This window comes from Streptomyces sp. NPDC057445, from assembly GCF_042802855.1.
Classification (GTDB): Bacteria; Actinomycetota; Actinomycetes; order Streptomycetales; family Streptomycetaceae; genus Streptomyces.
This window is the reverse complement of record NZ_JBHVDH010000007.1, coordinates 248482-264199: the sequence shown is the minus strand read 5'-3', so window position 1 is coordinate 264199 and position 15718 is coordinate 248482. Positions and strand designations below refer to the sequence as shown.

Annotated in this window: 13 protein-coding genes; 10 read left to right on the top strand and 3 right to left on the bottom strand. The window is 71.9% G+C overall.

Annotation, left to right across the window (positions count from 1 at the left end):
* From ACFU5O_RS18620 to ACFU5O_RS18595, 6 genes are all read left to right on the top strand, one after another.
* Nucleotides 1-1872: a biotin carboxylase N-terminal domain-containing protein gene (locus ACFU5O_RS18620; RefSeq protein WP_384241579.1), complete on the top strand. Its 1872-nt coding sequence runs from the start codon at nt 1-3 to the stop codon at nt 1870-1872.
* 21 nt (nt 1873-1893) lie between these two features.
* Nucleotides 1894-3072 carry an acyl-CoA dehydrogenase family protein gene (locus ACFU5O_RS18615; protein ID WP_384241577.1) on the top strand — a complete coding sequence of 393 codons (1179 nt, stop codon included), beginning with the start codon at nt 1894-1896 and terminating at the stop codon, nt 3070-3072.
* A gap of 49 nt (nt 3073-3121) precedes the next feature.
* On the top strand, nt 3122-4741 hold the full coding sequence (locus ACFU5O_RS18610) for a 4-coumarate--CoA ligase family protein (RefSeq protein WP_384241574.1): 1620 nt from the start codon (nt 3122-3124) through the stop codon (nt 4739-4741).
* On the top strand, nt 4738-5472 hold the full coding sequence (locus tag ACFU5O_RS18605; RefSeq protein ID WP_384241573.1) for an enoyl-CoA hydratase family protein: 735 nt from the start codon (nt 4738-4740) through the stop codon (nt 5470-5472). Before ACFU5O_RS18610 ends, ACFU5O_RS18605 begins: the two co-directional genes overlap by 4 nt.
* Nucleotides 5460-6038 carry a TetR/AcrR family transcriptional regulator gene (locus tag ACFU5O_RS18600; RefSeq protein WP_384241571.1) on the top strand — a complete coding sequence of 193 codons (579 nt, stop codon included), beginning with the start codon at nt 5460-5462 and terminating at the stop codon, nt 6036-6038. Before ACFU5O_RS18605 ends, ACFU5O_RS18600 begins: the two co-directional genes overlap by 13 nt.
* 442 nt (nt 6039-6480) lie before the next feature.
* Nucleotides 6481-7560 (top strand): isopenicillin N synthase family dioxygenase, encoded by a 1080-nt coding sequence (locus ACFU5O_RS18595; RefSeq protein WP_384241568.1) that lies wholly within the window; start codon nt 6481-6483, stop codon nt 7558-7560.
* Here ACFU5O_RS18595 and ACFU5O_RS18590 read toward each other — a convergent pair.
* Nucleotides 7539-8639: a citrate synthase 2 gene (locus ACFU5O_RS18590; protein WP_384241567.1), complete on the bottom strand. Its 1101-nt coding sequence runs from the start codon at nt 8637-8639 to the stop codon at nt 7539-7541. The genes ACFU5O_RS18595 and ACFU5O_RS18590 overlap by 22 nt on opposite strands.
* A gap of 348 nt (nt 8640-8987) precedes the next feature.
* On the opposite strand from ACFU5O_RS18590, the gene pdxH reads away from it, so the two are divergent.
* Both pdxH and ACFU5O_RS18580 read left to right on the top strand, forming a co-directional pair.
* A complete protein-coding gene (gene pdxH, locus ACFU5O_RS18585) occupies nt 8988-9656 on the top strand; it encodes a pyridoxamine 5'-phosphate oxidase (protein ID WP_384241565.1) in 669 nt (222 codons plus the stop codon).
* A 576-nt stretch (nt 9657-10232) separates the two neighbouring features.
* Complete coding sequence (locus ACFU5O_RS18580; RefSeq protein ID WP_384241563.1) at nt 10233-11621, top strand: PAS domain-containing protein; 1389 nt, start codon at nt 10233-10235, stop codon at nt 11619-11621.
* Nucleotides 11622-11707: 86 nt separating this feature from the next.
* On the opposite strand, the gene ACFU5O_RS18575 is transcribed toward ACFU5O_RS18580, so the two are convergent.
* Nucleotides 11708-12496, bottom strand: a complete 789-nt coding sequence (locus tag ACFU5O_RS18575; protein WP_384241562.1) for an SIS domain-containing protein — start codon at nt 12494-12496, stop codon at nt 11708-11710.
* A gap of 172 nt (nt 12497-12668) precedes the next feature.
* On the opposite strand from ACFU5O_RS18575, the gene ACFU5O_RS18570 reads away from it, so the two are divergent.
* Together ACFU5O_RS18570 and ACFU5O_RS18565 are read left to right on the top strand one after the other, a co-directional pair.
* Nucleotides 12669-13361 (top strand): metal-dependent transcriptional regulator, encoded by a 693-nt coding sequence (locus tag ACFU5O_RS18570; RefSeq protein ID WP_384241560.1) that lies wholly within the window; start codon nt 12669-12671, stop codon nt 13359-13361.
* A gap of 532 nt (nt 13362-13893) precedes the next feature.
* Nucleotides 13894-14757: an alpha/beta fold hydrolase gene (locus tag ACFU5O_RS18565; protein ID WP_384241558.1), complete on the top strand. Its 864-nt coding sequence runs from the start codon at nt 13894-13896 to the stop codon at nt 14755-14757.
* Between the two features lie 357 nt (nt 14758-15114).
* On the opposite strand, the gene ACFU5O_RS18560 is transcribed toward ACFU5O_RS18565, so the two are convergent.
* Complete coding sequence (locus ACFU5O_RS18560) at nt 15115-15546, bottom strand: subtilase-type protease inhibitor (protein WP_384241555.1); 432 nt, start codon at nt 15544-15546, stop codon at nt 15115-15117.
* Nucleotides 15547-15718: the final 172 nt, after the last annotated feature.

Below are 15718 nucleotides of genomic sequence, written 5' to 3'. Positions count from 1 at the left end.
ATGATCGAAACCCTGCTCGTCGCCAACCGGGGCGAGATCGCCTGCCGGGTGTTCCGCACCTGCCGTGAACTGGGCATCGCGACGGTGGCGGTGTACTCGGACCCGGACGCCCACGCCCTGCATGTGCGGGAGGCCGACGCCGCCGTACGGCTTCCCGGCGCGGCGCCCGCCGAGACGTATCTGCGCGGGGACCTGATCGTGAAGGCGGCGCTCGCGGCCGGCGCGGACGCCGTGCACCCCGGATACGGATTCCTCTCCGAGAACGCCGACTTCGCGCGTGCCGTCATCGACGCGGGACTGGTCTGGATCGGGCCGCCCCCGGAGGCCATCGAGGCCATGGCGTCGAAGACGCGCGCCAAGGAGCTCATGGGTGTCGCGCCCCTGGACGGGGCCGATGTCACCGAGGACGATCTGCCCGTCCTGGTCAAGGCGGCGGCGGGCGGCGGCGGGCGCGGAATGCGGATCGTGCGCGAACTCGGCGACCTCACGGACGAGTTGGAGGCTGCGGGTGCGGAAGCGCTCAGCGCCTTCGGTGACGGAGAGGTCTTCGTCGAGCCGTACGTCGAGAACGGCCGCCATGTCGAGGTGCAGATCCTCGCCGACGCCCACGGCACCGTATGGGCGCTCGGCACCCGCGACTGCTCCCTCCAGCGCCGCCACCAGAAGGTGATCGAGGAGGCCCCGGCCCCGGGGCTGAGCCCGGAGCTCGCCGGAACGCTGGATGCGATGGCCGTGCGGGCCGCCCGTGCGACCGACTACCGGGGCGCGGGCACGGTGGAGTTCCTGGTCGCCGACGGCAAGGCGCACTTCCTGGAGATGAACACCCGCCTCCAGGTCGAACACCCCGTCACCGAGGCCGTGTTCGGCATCGACCTGGTCGCCCTGCAGATCCGGGTCGCCGAAGGAGCGCCCCTCCCCGCCGGCCCGCCCACCCTCCGGGGCCACGCGGTCGAGGCCCGCCTCTACGCGGAGGACCCGTCCCGCGGCTGGGCCCCGCAGACCGGCACACTGCACCGGCTGTCGGTGCCGGCCGGGGCCGGCGTGCGCCTGGACACCGGCTTCACGGACGGCGACGCCATCGGAGTCCACTACGACCCCATGCTGGCCAAGGTCATCGCCTGGGCGCCCACCCGCGCAGAGGCCGTGCGCAAGCTGGCCGGGGCGCTCGAACGGGCCCGCGTGCACGGCCCGGTCACCAACCGCGAGCTGCTCGTACGGTCGCTGCGGCACCCCGAGTTCACAGAGGCCCGGATGGACACCGGCTTCTACGACCGCCGTCTTCCGGAGCTGACCGCCGCCGAGCCGGACCCCTGCGCACCGCTCGCCGCGGCGCTCGCCGACGCGCACGGCCGCTCCCGCTTCGGCGGAGGCTGGCGCAATCTGCACTCGCAGCCGCAGACCAAGCGCTACCGCACCGACGCCGACGGCACCGAACACGAGGTGCGCTACCGCCACACCCGCGGTGGTCCCACCGCCGAAGGCGTACGGGTCGTCGAGGTCGCGGCCCACCTCGTCGTACTCGAAGTGGACGGTGTGCAGCGGAAGTTCGACGTCACGACGTACGGCGAGGACCGGGTGTACGTCGGGAACACCGCCCTGACCTCGCTGCCCCGCTTCCCCGACCCCGCCGCGCAGCACGAGCCCGGCTCGCTGCTCGCACCCATGCCCGGCACCGTCGTACGCGTCGCCGCGGGCCTGGCCCCAGGGGCGACGGTCACCGCAGGGCAGCCGCTCGTCTGGCTGGAGGCGATGAAGATGGAGCACAGGATCTCCTCTCCCGCCACCGGCACGCTCACCGCGCTCCACGCCGTCCCCGGCCGCCAGGTCGAGGTCGGTGCCCTTCTCGCCGTCGTCAACGAGGACATGGCGTAGCCGACAGGAGGACGAAGTTCCATGAGCAGCGTCACCAGCAGCGTCATCGAGAGCGAAGAACACACCGCACTGCGCGCCGCCGTCTCTGCCCTGGGGCAGCGGCACGGCCGAGGCTACGACCGCGAGACACTGTGGGCAGAGGCCGCCAAGCTCGGCTACCTCGGCGTGAACCTCCCCGAGGAGCACGGCGGCGGAGGCGGCGGCATGGCCGAACTGTCCATCGTCCTGGAGGAGCTCGGCGCGGCCGGCTGCCCGCTGCTGATGATGATCGTGTCGCCCGCCATCTGCGGCACCGTCATCGCCCGCTTCGGCACCGAGGAGCAGAAGCGCGCCTGGCTCCCCGGTCTCGCCGACGGCACCCGCACCATGGCCTTCGGGATCACCGAGCCCGACGCCGGCTCCAACTCCCACCGGATCACCACCACGGCCCGGCGCACCGCGGACGGCGGCTGGCGGCTGACCGGCCGCAAGGTCTTCGTCTCCGGTGTCGACATCGCGGAGGCGACGCTCATCGTCGGCCGCACCGAAGACGCGCGCACCGGCCGCCTCAAGCCGTGCCTGTTCATCGTCCCCCGCGACGCACCCGGCTTCGGCCGCTCCCGGATCGACATGGAGCTCCAGGCCCAGGAGAAGCAGTTCGAGCTCGTCCTGGACGACGTGGAGCTCCCCGCCGATGCCCTGGTCGGTGGGGGCACCTCCCACGCCGAAGGCTGTGGGGGAGAGGACGCGGGACTGCTGCAGCTCTTCGCCGGGCTCAACCCCGAGCGGATCATGACCGCGGCCTTCGCGATCGGCATGGGACGCTACGCACTGTCCCGCGCCGTCGAGTACGCGAAGGACCGGCAGGTCTGGAAGGACCCCATCGGCGCCCACCAGGCCATCGCCCACCCCCTCGCCCAGGCCCACATCGAGCTCGAACTCGCCCGTCTGATGATGCAGAAGGCCGCGGTCCTGTACGACGCGGGCGACGACGTGGGCGCGGGCGAGGCGGCCAACATGGCCAAGTACGCGGCCGGGGAGGCCTGTGTGAAGGCCGTCGACCAGGCCGTCCACACGCTCGGCGGCAACGGCCTCACCCGCGAGTACGGTCTCGCCTCCCTCGTCACCGCCGCCCGGGTCGCCCGGATCGCCCCGGTCAGCAGGGAGATGATCCTGAACTACGTATCCCATCAGTCCCTGGGTCTCCCCAAATCGTACTGACAGGCGCGATTCTGGCGACCATCACTCCATCGCCGAAGGGGCTGGAACCATGCCGTCACAGGTGTTCCACAGCGAGTACGCGGATGTCCCCATCGTCTCCCTGCCCATCCACGACGCCGTCCTGGGCCGCGCTGCCGAGTACGGCGACACCGTCGCGCTGATCGACGGGGCGGGCGACACGACGATCACGTACGCCCAGCTCGACGCGTTCCACCGGCGTATCGCCGCAGCCCTCGCCGACGCAGGCGTACGCAAGGGCGACGTCCTCGCGCTGCACAGCCCCAACACGGTCGCCTACCCGACGGTCTTCTACGGCGCCACCCGCGCCGGGGCGTCCGTCACCACGGTCCACCCGCTCGCCACGGCGGAGGAGTTCGCCAAGCAGCTCCACGACTCCTCCGCCCGCTGGATCGTCACCGTCTCGCCGCTCCTCGAAGCCGCCCGCCGCGCCGCCGAACTCGTGGGCGGCATCGAGGAGATCTTCGTCTGCGACCAGGCGGAAGGGCATCGCTCGATCCTCGGGATGCTCGGCTCCACCGCGCCAGAGCCCGACGTACCCATCGATCCCGCAGAGGACATCGCGGCCCTCCCGTACTCCTCGGGCACCACCGGCGTCCCCAAGGGGGTCATGCTCACCCACCGCTCCATCGCGACCAACCTGGCCCAGCTGGAGCCCGCGATACCGATGCGGCACGGCGACCGGATCCTCGCCGTGCTGCCGTTCTTCCACATCTACGGCCTCACCGCCCTGATGAACGCCCCGCTGCGGCACGGCGCCACGGTGGTCGTCCTGCCCCGCTTCGACCTCGACCAGTTCCTCACGGCGATACAGAAGCACCGCATCAACGGTCTGTACGTCGCCCCGCCGATCGTCCTCGCCCTCGCCAAGCATCCGGCGGTCGCGCAGTACGACCTTTCGTCGCTGGAGTACATCGTCAGCGCCGCCGCCCCGCTCGACGCGCGGCTCGCGCAGGCCTGTTCGGCACGGTTGAAGATGCCGCCGGTGCGGCAGGCGTACGGGATGACCGAGCTGTCACCCGGCACCCATGTCGTTCCGCTTGCCGCTTCCGACCCGCCGCCGGGCGCCGTCGGGAAACTGATCGCGAACACCGAGATGCGCATCCTCTCGCTCGACGGCCCGGGACAGGACGCGGCAGCCGGCGAGGAGGGCGAGATCGCGATCCGGGGCCCGCAGGTGATGAAGGGCTACCTCGGCCGCCCCGAAGCCACCGCCGACATGATCGACGCGGACGGCTGGGTCCACACCGGCGACATCGGGCGCGTCGACGCCGACGGCTGGCTGTTCGTCGTCGACCGCGTCAAGGAACTCATCAAGTACAAGGGCTTCCAGGTCGCCCCGGCCGAGCTGGAGGCCCTGCTCCTCACCCATGAGGGCGTCGCCGACGCGGCGGTGATCGGCGTGAACGACGCCGACGGCAACGAGATCCCGAAGGCGTACGTCGTACGGCAGCCCTCCGCGGACGGCCTGTCGGAGGACGACGTCATGGCGTACGTCGCCGAGCGCGTCGCCCCGTACAAGAAGATCCGGCGCGTCGAGTTCATCGACGGAGTGCCGCGTGCCGCGTCGGGGAAGATCCTCCGTCGCGAACTGCGCGACCGTGAGAGCGAAGGCGGTCGCGGGCGCGACCTCGAGAAGGAGAACACATGACACTCGTCGCCACGGCGTCCGAGCGCGGAATCGCGACCCTGACGCTGGACTCCCCGGCGAACCGCAACGCGCTGTCCGCGGGCCTCGTCGGGGAGCTCGCCGACGCGTTGACGGAGTGCGGCAAGGACCCGGCCGTGCGGGCCGTCGTCCTCACCCACACCGGGGGCACCTTCTGCGCGGGCGCCGACCTCAAGGAGCCGCCGAACCCGTACACCTTCGTCGCGCTGCTGCGGCAGATCGTCGACATGCCCAAGCCGGTGGTGGCACGGGTGGCGGGCCATGTGCGCGCCGGGGGCCTCGGCCTCGTCGGCGCCTGCGACGTCGCCGCCGCGTCGTCGGCGTCGGACTTCGCGTTCACGGAGGTACGGATCGGGGTCGCCCCCGCCGTCATCTCGCTGCCGCTGCTGCCGCGACTGGAACCGCGCGCGGCGGCCCGCTACTACCTCACCGGCGAGCGCTTCGACGCGGCAGAGGCGGCCCGTATCGGGCTGGTGACGGCCGTCGCCGACGAGGTGGACGCGGCGCTCGAGCCCGTGCTCGACGGCTTCCGCAAGGCCTCACCGGTGGCCCTGGACGCCACGAAACAGCTGCTCACGGCTAGGGTGCGGGAGACCTTCGAGCGCGACGCGGAGGATCTTGTGCAGCGCTCGGCGTCGCTCTTCGCCTCGGCGGAGGCACGCGAGGGGATGACCGCCTTCCTCGAACGACGGGACGCCGCATGGGTGTTGTGACCTCCCCCAAACAGGACCGCAGCCGTGTCACCCGGCAGCGGCTCCTGGAGGCCGCGGTGGCCTGCCTCGCCGAACGCGGCTGGGCGGGCTCGACCGTCTCGGTGGTCGCCGAGCGGGCCGGGGTCTCGCGGGGCGCGGCACAGCACCACTTCCCGACACGGGAGGACCTGTTCACGGCGGCCGTCGAGTACGTCGCGGAGGAACGCTCCAGCGCGCTGCGCGCCCTCCCCGTGCAGAACCGGGCGGCCGTCGTCAGGGCGCTGGTCGACCTCTACACCGGCCCCCTCTTCAGGGCCGCCCTCCATCTGTGGGTCGCCGCCTCCAACGAGGAGCAGCTGAGGGGCAGGGTCACCGAACTGGAGGCCCGCGTCGGCCGGGAGACCCACCGGATCGCCGTGGAACTGCTGGGTGCGGACGAGTCGGCGCCGGGTGTGCGGGAGACGGTCCAGGGCCTGCTGGACATGGCCCGGGGCCTCGGCCTCGCCAATCTGCTCACCGACGACGCCGCACGGCGTGGCCGAGTGGTGGCCCAGTGGGCGCGGCTGCTGGAGGAGGCGCTGGGCTGACGTCCCGCCTCCGCACGGGCGCCGCGCCCGTGGGTCCCCACCGTAGGGGGCCCCTGACAGCGCCCGCTCCCACCGGGCGCGGGCGCGCTGTCGTCAGGGGCCGCTCCCGGCGCGGCGAGCGCACGGTGCCGCGGGGGTCAAGGTGCGGTCCGGACACGTGCACGATGTCCGGTCCCCGGCGTCCGGACCTGGTCTGTGACACCCGTCACCGCAAATCCTGCGGTCCCCGGCGTACGCTTGGCGCATGCTTCCGCTCGTACGCCGCCGCCACGTGGACTTCCTCCGCGTCACGAGTATGGGCTGTCGGGCTTACGCCTGACGCAAGCCCCCACTCCACCCCACCCGGTCCTCCGGCCCCGCCCCACCCAGGCGGTTGTCGGCGGTACGAGTCCCCGGTCACCACCGGGACCGGCGGCCGGGACAAGACACAGCGGACGCACCCATGTCTCAGACGCAGAACTACGCGCAGCTCCCGATCGTCGATCTCTCGGCGGCCGACCGCGGCCCGGCGGCCCGCGCGGAGCTGCACACCCGGCTCCACAGCGCGGCCCATGACGTCGGGTTCTTCCAGCTCGTCGGCCACGGGGTCACCCAGGCGGAGACCGACGCCCTGATGACCGCCATGCGGGCCTTCTTCGCACTGCCCGAGGCCGACCGGCTCGCCATCGACAACGTCAACTCCCCGCACTTCCGCGGCTACACGCGCATAGGCGACGAGCGCACCGGCGGCAGCCGCGACTGGCGCGACCAGCTCGACATAGGCGCCGAGCGGCCCGCCCGCATCCCGGGTCCCGGCGAGCCCGCGTACTGGTGGCTTGAGGGCCCCAACCAGTGGCCCGCCGAGCTGCCCGAGCTCCGTACCGCCGCGCTCGCCTGGATCGACCGGCTCAGCGCCGTCGCCGCCCGGCTCCTGCACGAGCTCCTCGCCGCGATCGGCGCCCCGCCGGAGTTCTACGACGACATCTTCGGCGACCGCGCGCATCTGCACCTGAAGCTGGTCCGCTATCCCGGCAGCTCCGGGGACGGCGCCGACCAGGGCGTCGGCGCCCACAAGGACTACGGCTTCCTGACGCTGCTCCACCAGGACCGGATCGGCGGACTCCAGGTGCAGCGGGAGGACGGGGACTTCCACGAGGTACCGCCGCTGCCCGGCGCGTTCGTCGTGAACCTGGGCGAGCTGCTCGAGGTCGCCACCAACGGCTATCTGGTCGCCACCAACCACCGCGTGGTCAGCCCGCCCGCCGCGGTCGAGCGCTACTCCGTGCCGTTCTTCTACAACCCGCGCCTGGACGCCCGGATCGCCCCGCTGCCGTTCCCGTACGCGGCACACGCGCCCGGCGTCACCGCGGACCCGGCCAATCCGCTGTTCGCGGAGTACGGCCGCAACGAGCTCAAGGGCAAGCTGCGGGCGCACCCGCTGGTCGCCGCCCGCCACCACGCGGATCTGGTGGAGCGGACGGCGACGCGGGCGGGCCGTACGGCGGACGGTCCGGACCGGACTCAGTCAGCGATGCCCGCGTAACCCACGATGTCGCGGGGGTCGCGCGATCCCGGACCCACGTACCGGGCGGAGGGGCGGACCAGCCGCCCGGTGCGCTTCTGCTCCAGGATGTGCGCCGACCAGCCGGCGGTGCGCGCGCACGTGAACATCGACGTGAACATGTGCGCCGGAACCTCCGCGAAGTCCAGCATGATCGCGGCCCAGAACTCCACGTTCGTCGCCAGAACCCGGTCAGGGCGGCGGTTGTGCAGCTCCTCGAGCGCGGCCGTCTCCAGCGCCTCCGCGATCTCGAAGCGCGGCGCGTCGAGTTCCTTCGCCGTGCGCCGCAGGACGCGGGCGCGCGGGTCCTCGGCCCGGTACACGCGGTGGCCGAAGCCCATCAGCCGCTCGCCCTTGTCCAGGGCCTTCTTCACGTACGCGACCGCGTCACCCGTGCGCTCGATCTCCTCGATCATGCCCAGGACACGGGACGGCGCGCCGCCGTGCAGCGGGCCCGACATGGCGCCGACGGCGCCGGAGAGCGCCGCCGCGACATCGGCGCCGGTCGAGGCGATGACGCGGGCGGTGAAGGTGGAGGCGTTCATGCCGTGCTCCGCGGCCGACGTCCAGTAGGCGTCGACGGCCTTGACGTGCTTCGGGTCGGGCTCGCCGCGCCAGCGGATCATGAACCGCTCGACGACGGACTGCGCCTTGTCGATCTCCCGCTGCGGCACCATCGCCAGCCCCTGGCCGCGGGCACTCTGTGCCACGTACGACAGCGCCATCACGGCGGCCCGCGCGAGATCGTCGCGCGCCTGGGCCTCGTCGATGTCGAGCAGCGGCTTCAGACCCCACACCGGCGCGAGCATCGCCAGCGCCGACTGGACGTCGACACGGATGTCACCGGAGTGGACCGGGATGGGGAAGGGCTCGGCGGCCGGAAGCCCGGGGTTGAACGCCCCGTCGACCAGCAGCCCCCATACGTTCCCGAAAGAGACGTGACCGACGAGATCCTCGATGTCGACGCCGCGGTAGCGGAGCGAACCGCCTTCCCTGTCCGGTTCGGCGATCTCCGTCTCGAACGCGACGACTCCTTCGAGTCCGGGTACGAAGTCGGACATCAGGCGGCTCCTCGTGAGTTCGGTCGGGTCCACCGGCGGAACCGGATCGGTCGGATCCGCCACCCCGGTGATGCCCCGTGCGGGGGGTGGTCACCCCATCCGCGTCGTAGGGAGGCCACAGCGGCCCAGCGCCTGATTTTGGCGGGTTCCGACGATGCGGGGAAGCGTGACATCCGGCACAGTCCGCCGATCCGGCCGGTATGGATTAGCGGCACTGCGTGCCGGGCAGACTCCGGCCGTCTCTGTTGCCCCGCGATCCGGCCCGCAAGATCGCCCGGAGGGAGCCCGCGGGGACCCGCCAGGGCACCGCGAGCCCGGCAAGATCCGAACGGGAGTCCCTAGGGCAGGATGACTCCCGTGACCGACGCCTTCGACCCTGCTGCCATGCGCGAGTACTACCGCTCGACGCCCCTCGACGAGGCGGACCTGCCCGCCGAGCCGATGCAACAGTTCGTCCACTGGTTCAAGGACGCCGCGGCCGGCCACCTGCACGAGCCGAACGCCATGATCGTCTCCACGGCCGGCCCCGACGGGCGCCCCTCGTCCCGGACCGTGCTGCTGAAGCACTTCGACGACCGCGGCTTCGTCTTCTACACGAACTACAGCTCCCGCAAGGGCCGGGAGCTCGACGCCAACCCGCACGTCTCGCTGCTGTTCCCGTGGCACGCGCTGACCCGCCAGGTCATCGTCACCGGCACCGCGGCCCGCGTCGGCCGCGACGAGACGGCCGCCTACTTCCGCACCCGCCCCCACGGCTCCCAGCTCGGCGCCTGGGCCAGCGCCCAGTCCTCCGTGATCCCCTCCCGGGCGGAGCTGGTGCGCCGCTACGAGGAACTCGCGGCCCGCTACCCGGCGGGCGAACAGGTACCGGTCCCGCCGGAGTGGGGCGGCTACCGGGTCACGCCCGAGACGGTCGAGTTCTGGCAGGGCCATGAGAACCGGCTGCACGACCGGCTTCTGTACGTACGGACGGACGAGGTGCCGGACGGGTGGCGGCTGGAGCGCCTGTCGCCCTGACGGAATCCGTCACCCTGGCGGAAGCCGCCCCGGAATCACGCGCCCTGTCCGGCCTGGCACCGGATCCGACCGCCTTGGGAGCCCTGAGCGCCCTGCTCCTCGCAGCGACCGTGGTCGTCCTGCGCGCGGGGGAGTGCCGTGCCCGGCGCACGGGCAGCCCGGGCCTGGTCCGAACGCACACGGGCCTGGTCCGAACGCACCCGGAAACGCAGAAACCCGCGGGCTCTGGTCCCCTCCGAGGAGGGGGCCGGCCGGACTTACCGGCGAGCCCGCGGGTCGGTGACTGCTTTGGATTTCGGCAGATGGCCTGCCGAGGTGCACAGAGTGCGACAACAGGCCGTCAGCCCGCAGCCACCTCTCGCGTCCGGAATGAAATCATCTTCCGAATCACCTCCTTTCCCGATGTGGCACACACTAGGAACCTTCAGGGACGGGCTCAACCCCTTTTTTCGACCCACTGCAGCGCACACTGATTTCTGGGAAATTCGTGTGTCCTGCGTCACGTTCCAGTTGAATGACCGGGTGCCGTCTGCGGAGCGGCACATACCGAGGACGCGTCCTGCAGGGGGTGCCAGGATGAGTGCTTCCAGGAGTGAGACCACGAGCGCGCTGGGTCCGGACGAGCCGGAGCGGGACGGCCCGGGGTCGGATCTGCTCGCTGCGCTGCTGGACGGGATGGACGCGGCGCTGTGCGCGTTCGACGCGGACGGTGTGATCACGCACTGGAACCGGGAGGCCGAACGGATTCTCGGCTGGTCCCCGGAGGAGGCGGTCGGACGCCGCGGGTTCGCGGGATGGGCGGTGCGGACCGCCGACGCGGACGAGGTGCAGGGGCGGCTGATGGCCGCGATGCATGCGCCGGGGCGGCAGGTCCACGAGTTCGCGCTGCTGCGCAAGGACGGCGGGCGGGTGCTCGTACGCACGCAGTCGGCCGGTGTGCGCGGCGCGGACGGCAGACCGGCCGGGGTGTACTGCGCGTTCAGCGAGGTGCATGCGCAGATCGATCTGGAGCGGTCCATCGCGCTGAGCGAGGCGCTGTTCGAGGACGCCTCGTGGGGTGTCGTCCTGGTGGACGTGGATCTGCGCCCGACCGTCGTCAACGGGCGCGCGGCACGGATGCTCGGCTCCGGCGGGCGTACCGCGCTGCTGGGCCGGCCGCTCGGTGAGCTGGTCGTCCAGGGCGTGGAGGAGCTGGAGGGCGCGCTGCACCATGTGCTCGCCGAGGGGGCGCCGGGGACGCTCGCCGAGTTGTGGGTGACGGTGCGTACGGGAGACGGCGAGCGGCGGCGCTGCTGGCGCAGCGGGTTCCTGCGGCTGGCCTCGCCGCTGGCGGAGGAGCCGGTGCCGCTGGGTGTCGGCTGGCTGTTCCAGGACGTGACGGAGGCGAAGCTCAAGGAGCAGGAGGCGGACCGACTGCGGTTCCGGTACAGCCAGCTGCACCGGGCGGCGCGGGCCGCGGCCGAGTGCGAGGACCCGATGGAGGCTGCGACCGCCCAGGTGGACTTCGCGCTCGCGGGCTTCGCGGACCATGCGCTGATCGATGTGGTCGCGGGGGCCCCGCGGGTTCCGGAAGGCTCGGGGGAGCGGCTGGTACGGGCCGCGGCAACGCCCTCGGGTGCGCCGGGGCCGGTCGCGCGGGTGGCCGGGGCGGGGATTCCGGTGCGCTACGCACAGGGTCATCCGGCGCTGCAGGCGAGGGACCGCATCGGCTCGGTGCGGACGAGTGCGAACAACAACGGCGAGGCGTGGGCGGCCGAGCGTCAGTGGCCCCGCGACTCGGTGCATGCGCTGTGCACGGTCCTGCGCAGCCGCGGTCGTACGCTCGGAGTGCTGACGTTCCTGCGGGCGTCCAACCGTCCGCCCTTCGAGGGCGCGGACGCGGTGTACGCGGAGAGTGTGGCCATGCGCGTGGCGGCGGCGCTGGATCTGTACGAGGCGTGCCGGGAGCGGCCGGAGGGGAAGTGAGCGCGGGCGGCGCAGAGGATCCGGCCGGTGAGCGCGGCCGGGGAGTACGGCCCGCGGGACGCGTCGCCGTGGTCCCCGGTGACGGGTCAGCGCCGGTAGAAGATCCGGTCGGCGTACTCGGTCATCACGCGTCCGTTCCACTCGTGGCCGCCGTCGACGTTTCCGGAGCGCAGCAGCGGCGGCTCGATGCCGCGCGCGGCGAGCTCGCCCGCGGCGGCGGCCATCGTCGCCTGCATGAGTGCGCTGGTGACGACCGTGGAGGCGGGAGCGAAGGGGGCTTCGATGCCCTCGGCGGTCAGCTCCGCGTCCCCGACCGCGATCTTGGAGTCGAGGACGATGTCGCAGTGGTCCTTGAGATAGGTGCCGGAAGCGTGCCGCGAGGGGGTGCCTCCCGTGCCGGAAGGGCTACGGGGGAGGGTCCCCGTCGCGTACGCCACCGACGTCACGCCGATGACCTTGAGACCGAGGGCCCGCGCGTTGACGGCCATTTCGACGGGGAGGGCGTTGCGGCCCGAGAGGGAGATGACGATCAGTACGTCGCCCGAGCGGGCGGGGCTGGAGTCGAGGACGGCGCTCGCGAGGCCGTCCACGCGCTCGAGTGCGGAGCCGAGCGTGGCGGGCATGACGTCGACGCCGACGACGCCGGGGACGGCGAGCAGGTTCATCAGGGCCAGGCCGCCGGCGCGGTAGACGACGTCCTGGGCGGCGAGCGAGGAGTGCCCGGCGCCGAACGCGAAGAGCCGTCCGCCCGCCGCGACCGTGTCCGCGATGGCGGCGCCCGCGGCCGCGATGCCGGCCGCTTCCTCGTCACGCACCCGCTCCAGCAGACCGATCGCGGCGTCGAGGAACTGACCCGCCAGCTTGCTCTCGCCCATCGCGTGGTCCCTTTCGTGGCCTCTGGTCGTCGTGTCGCGGATCACGTTGCGGTCTGGACCATTGCTCTGTCAATACGGCTTCCCCGGGGCGGGCCCGGTTGACAGTGCGATGCGTCAGAATTGAGCCAGGGCCATCGCACGATTCTTTTTGTCACAGCATCGAGGGGCACGTATGTCCGGACTGATCGACACCACGGAGATGTACCTCCGCACCATCCTCGAGCTCGAAGAGGAAGGCGTGGTCCCCATGCGCGCCCGGATCGCGGAGCGGCTCGACCAGAGCGGCCCGACGGTCAGCCAGACCGTTGCGCGCATGGAGCGCGACGGACTGGTGACGGTGGCGGGCGACCGGCATCTTGAGCTCACGGAGGAGGGCCGTCGGCTGGCGACGCGCGTGATGCGCAAGCACCGGCTGGCGGAGTGCCTTCTGGTCGATGTGATCGGCCTGGAGTGGGAGCAGGTCCACGCCGAGGCGTGCCGCTGGGAGCACGTGATGAGCGAGGCCGTCGAGCGCCGTGTGCTGGAGCTGCTGCGCCATCCGACCGAGTCCCCGTACGGCAACCCGATCCCGGGCCTGGAGGAGCTGGGCGAGAAGGCGGAGGCCGATCCGTTCCTGGACGACTCCATGGTGAGCCTCGCCGAGCTCGACGCGGGTGCGGAGGGCAAGACGGTCGTGGTCCGGCGGATCGGTGAGCCGATCCAGACGGATGCCCAGCTGATGTACACGCTGCGGCGGGCGGGCGTGCAGCCCGGTTCTGTGGTGAGCGTGACGGAGTCCGCGGGCGGGGTGCTCGTGGGGAGCGGCGGAGAGGCCGCGGAGCTGGAGTCGGAAGTGGCGTCGCACGTGTTCGTGGCGAAGCGCTGACGTCGCGGACGCTGACGCCACAGGGTCTCATTCGGACGTTTTTCCGACGTGCCCGCACCGCAACCGTGGTGCGGGCACGTCTTCATGAGCCCCGGGACCTGCCCAATCGCCGGGCGGGCGGGACCGCGCTTTCCGGCCGGAACGGCAGCGCCCGTGCGGATCGCGTGCCACGCTGTGGCTGAGGCATATGACTGGGGGTGGGCACATGTCGCGCACAGACATGCCGTACGGACAGACGGAAGGCCCCGGCGCCCAAGGGCGCCGGGGCCTGTCCTCCCCTTTGCTGACCCGGAGCCCCGAGCTCCCAGGGTCATTCCCCTCGGACCGTTTTCCCCGAGCGGTCCGCCTCCCGCTGAAGATCTCCCCTCGGCGAGGACGATCAATCCTTGAGCATGGTCACTCGAACGAGCGGTGTTGGGTGCGGAATCCGGGCTTTCGAATAGAAGTTCGATAGTCTGGCGTGACCGATCGCTCGTCGATCACCTCTTGATCGCTTCGAGACCCGCGGGGGACAGAAGGGGGTGCCAGGACCATGGTGCGACGCATCGACGTGACCGGAGCGGGCGGCGTACGCCTCGCCGCATGGGAGTTCGCCGACCCGCCCAAAGGGCGCGGTGACGCGGACCGCGCGCCGGGAGTCTTATTGCTCCACGGGCTCATGGGCCGCGCCTCGCACTGGGCCGCCACGGCCCGCTGGCTCGCCGAGCGGCACCGCGCGGTCGCCCTCGACCAGCGGGGGCACGGACGCAGCGAGAAGCCGGCGGAAGGTTCGTTCACGCGCGAGGCGTATGTGGCCGATGCCGCCGCCGCGGTCGAGCAGCTCGGCCTCGGACCGGTGACCCTCATCGGCCACTCCATGGGTGCCCTCACCGCCTGGCAGCTCGCCGCAGAGCGGCCGGACCTCGTTCAGGCCCTGGTCATCTGCGACATGCGCGCCTCCGCGCTGGGGGCCGCCTCGCAGCGCGAATGGGAGGACTGGTTCCGCACCTGGCCCGTCCCCTTCGCGACTCTCGCGGACGTCCGTAAGTGGTTCGGCGAGGACGACCCCTGGGTCGAGCGCCCGAGCCCCGCTCGCGGTGAGTTCTTCGCCGAGGTGATGGCCGAGCGTGCGGACGGCTGGCGCCCGGTCTTCTCCCTGCGTCAGATGCTCGTCTCCCGCGAGACCTGGGTCCATGACGCACATTGGGAATCCCTCGCCCAGGTCGAGTGCCCCACGCTCGTCGTCCGCGGCCTCGACGGCGAACTGGGCCGCGCGGAGGCCCAGGAGATGGTCCGCGTGCTCCCCCGCGGCGAGTACGCCGAGGTGGCGGACGCCGGTCACCTCGTCCACTACGATCAGCCGGCGGCGTGGCGCAGTGCTGTCGAGCCTTTCCTGGACGGCGTGCTGACGACGTGACGCGAACCGCCGTGGGAGGCATGGGGGCCATGACCGGGTCCGGGTCCGGCGGCTCGCCGATCGCGACAGACGAGTGGCCCGCCGGCACCAGGTGGAACGGTGCCGACGGGCCGTCGTGCTCCCCCTGCGCCGCTTCGGCAGGGGGGCTTTCCCCTCACATAGGTGAGGGAGTCGAACAGCGCGACGCGCTGACGCGGTCGTCGGCGGGCGGAAGCCCGCCGTGCAGCGGCTGTTCGGGCAGGAGCTCCGGGTGGCGGCCGGTGCCGGGGCAGGGGGAGCCGCCCCGGCCGGCCTTGAGTGCGGCGGACCGGCGCCCCACCGTCGTCGCGCCGGTCCGCCGCGGCACCAGGTGGCCCGTCAGAAGGAGAAGACCGCGCCACCGGCCAGGCTCGCCCTCATCTCGCAGGCGTTGCCGTAGGTGGTCGACCAGTTGACGTACTTGCCCTGCCAGACGCCGCTCGCGGTCACCGTGACCGGGTCCCACTGGCGGGTGCACGGGCCGGTCGGGGCCTTGGAGAGAAGGCCGAACTCGCCTTCCACCGCGAGCAGTTCCTTACAGGCGGCCTTCGGCGCCGGGTGGGTGCCGCTCGGCGTGGGCGCACAGCTGAGAGTCACCGCACGCTCGACGGTGGTCGTGGCGGCCGACTCGCCCTTGCCCACCCCGAGCACCAGCGCCGAGGGCGCGTAGAGCGAGGCCGGGGCCGCGGGTGCCGCGTTGGCGGCGCCCGTGCTCAGGAGGAGGGCCGCCGCGGAAGCCGCCGCGCCGATTGTGGTGACGATGTAACGCATGAGTGAATCCCCTTGTCCGTGAGTGCGATTGCGCTCGGGAGTCTTGCTGATGCGTACAGTGATCGCACATCGAGGGGAAGTTTCCGGCCGCATACGATCCGATTGATGGACCGAATGGTCGTTCGGGCAGCTCGCGGGGGGTGTGCAGGGCGGATGTGCAGGTGTCCGGTAT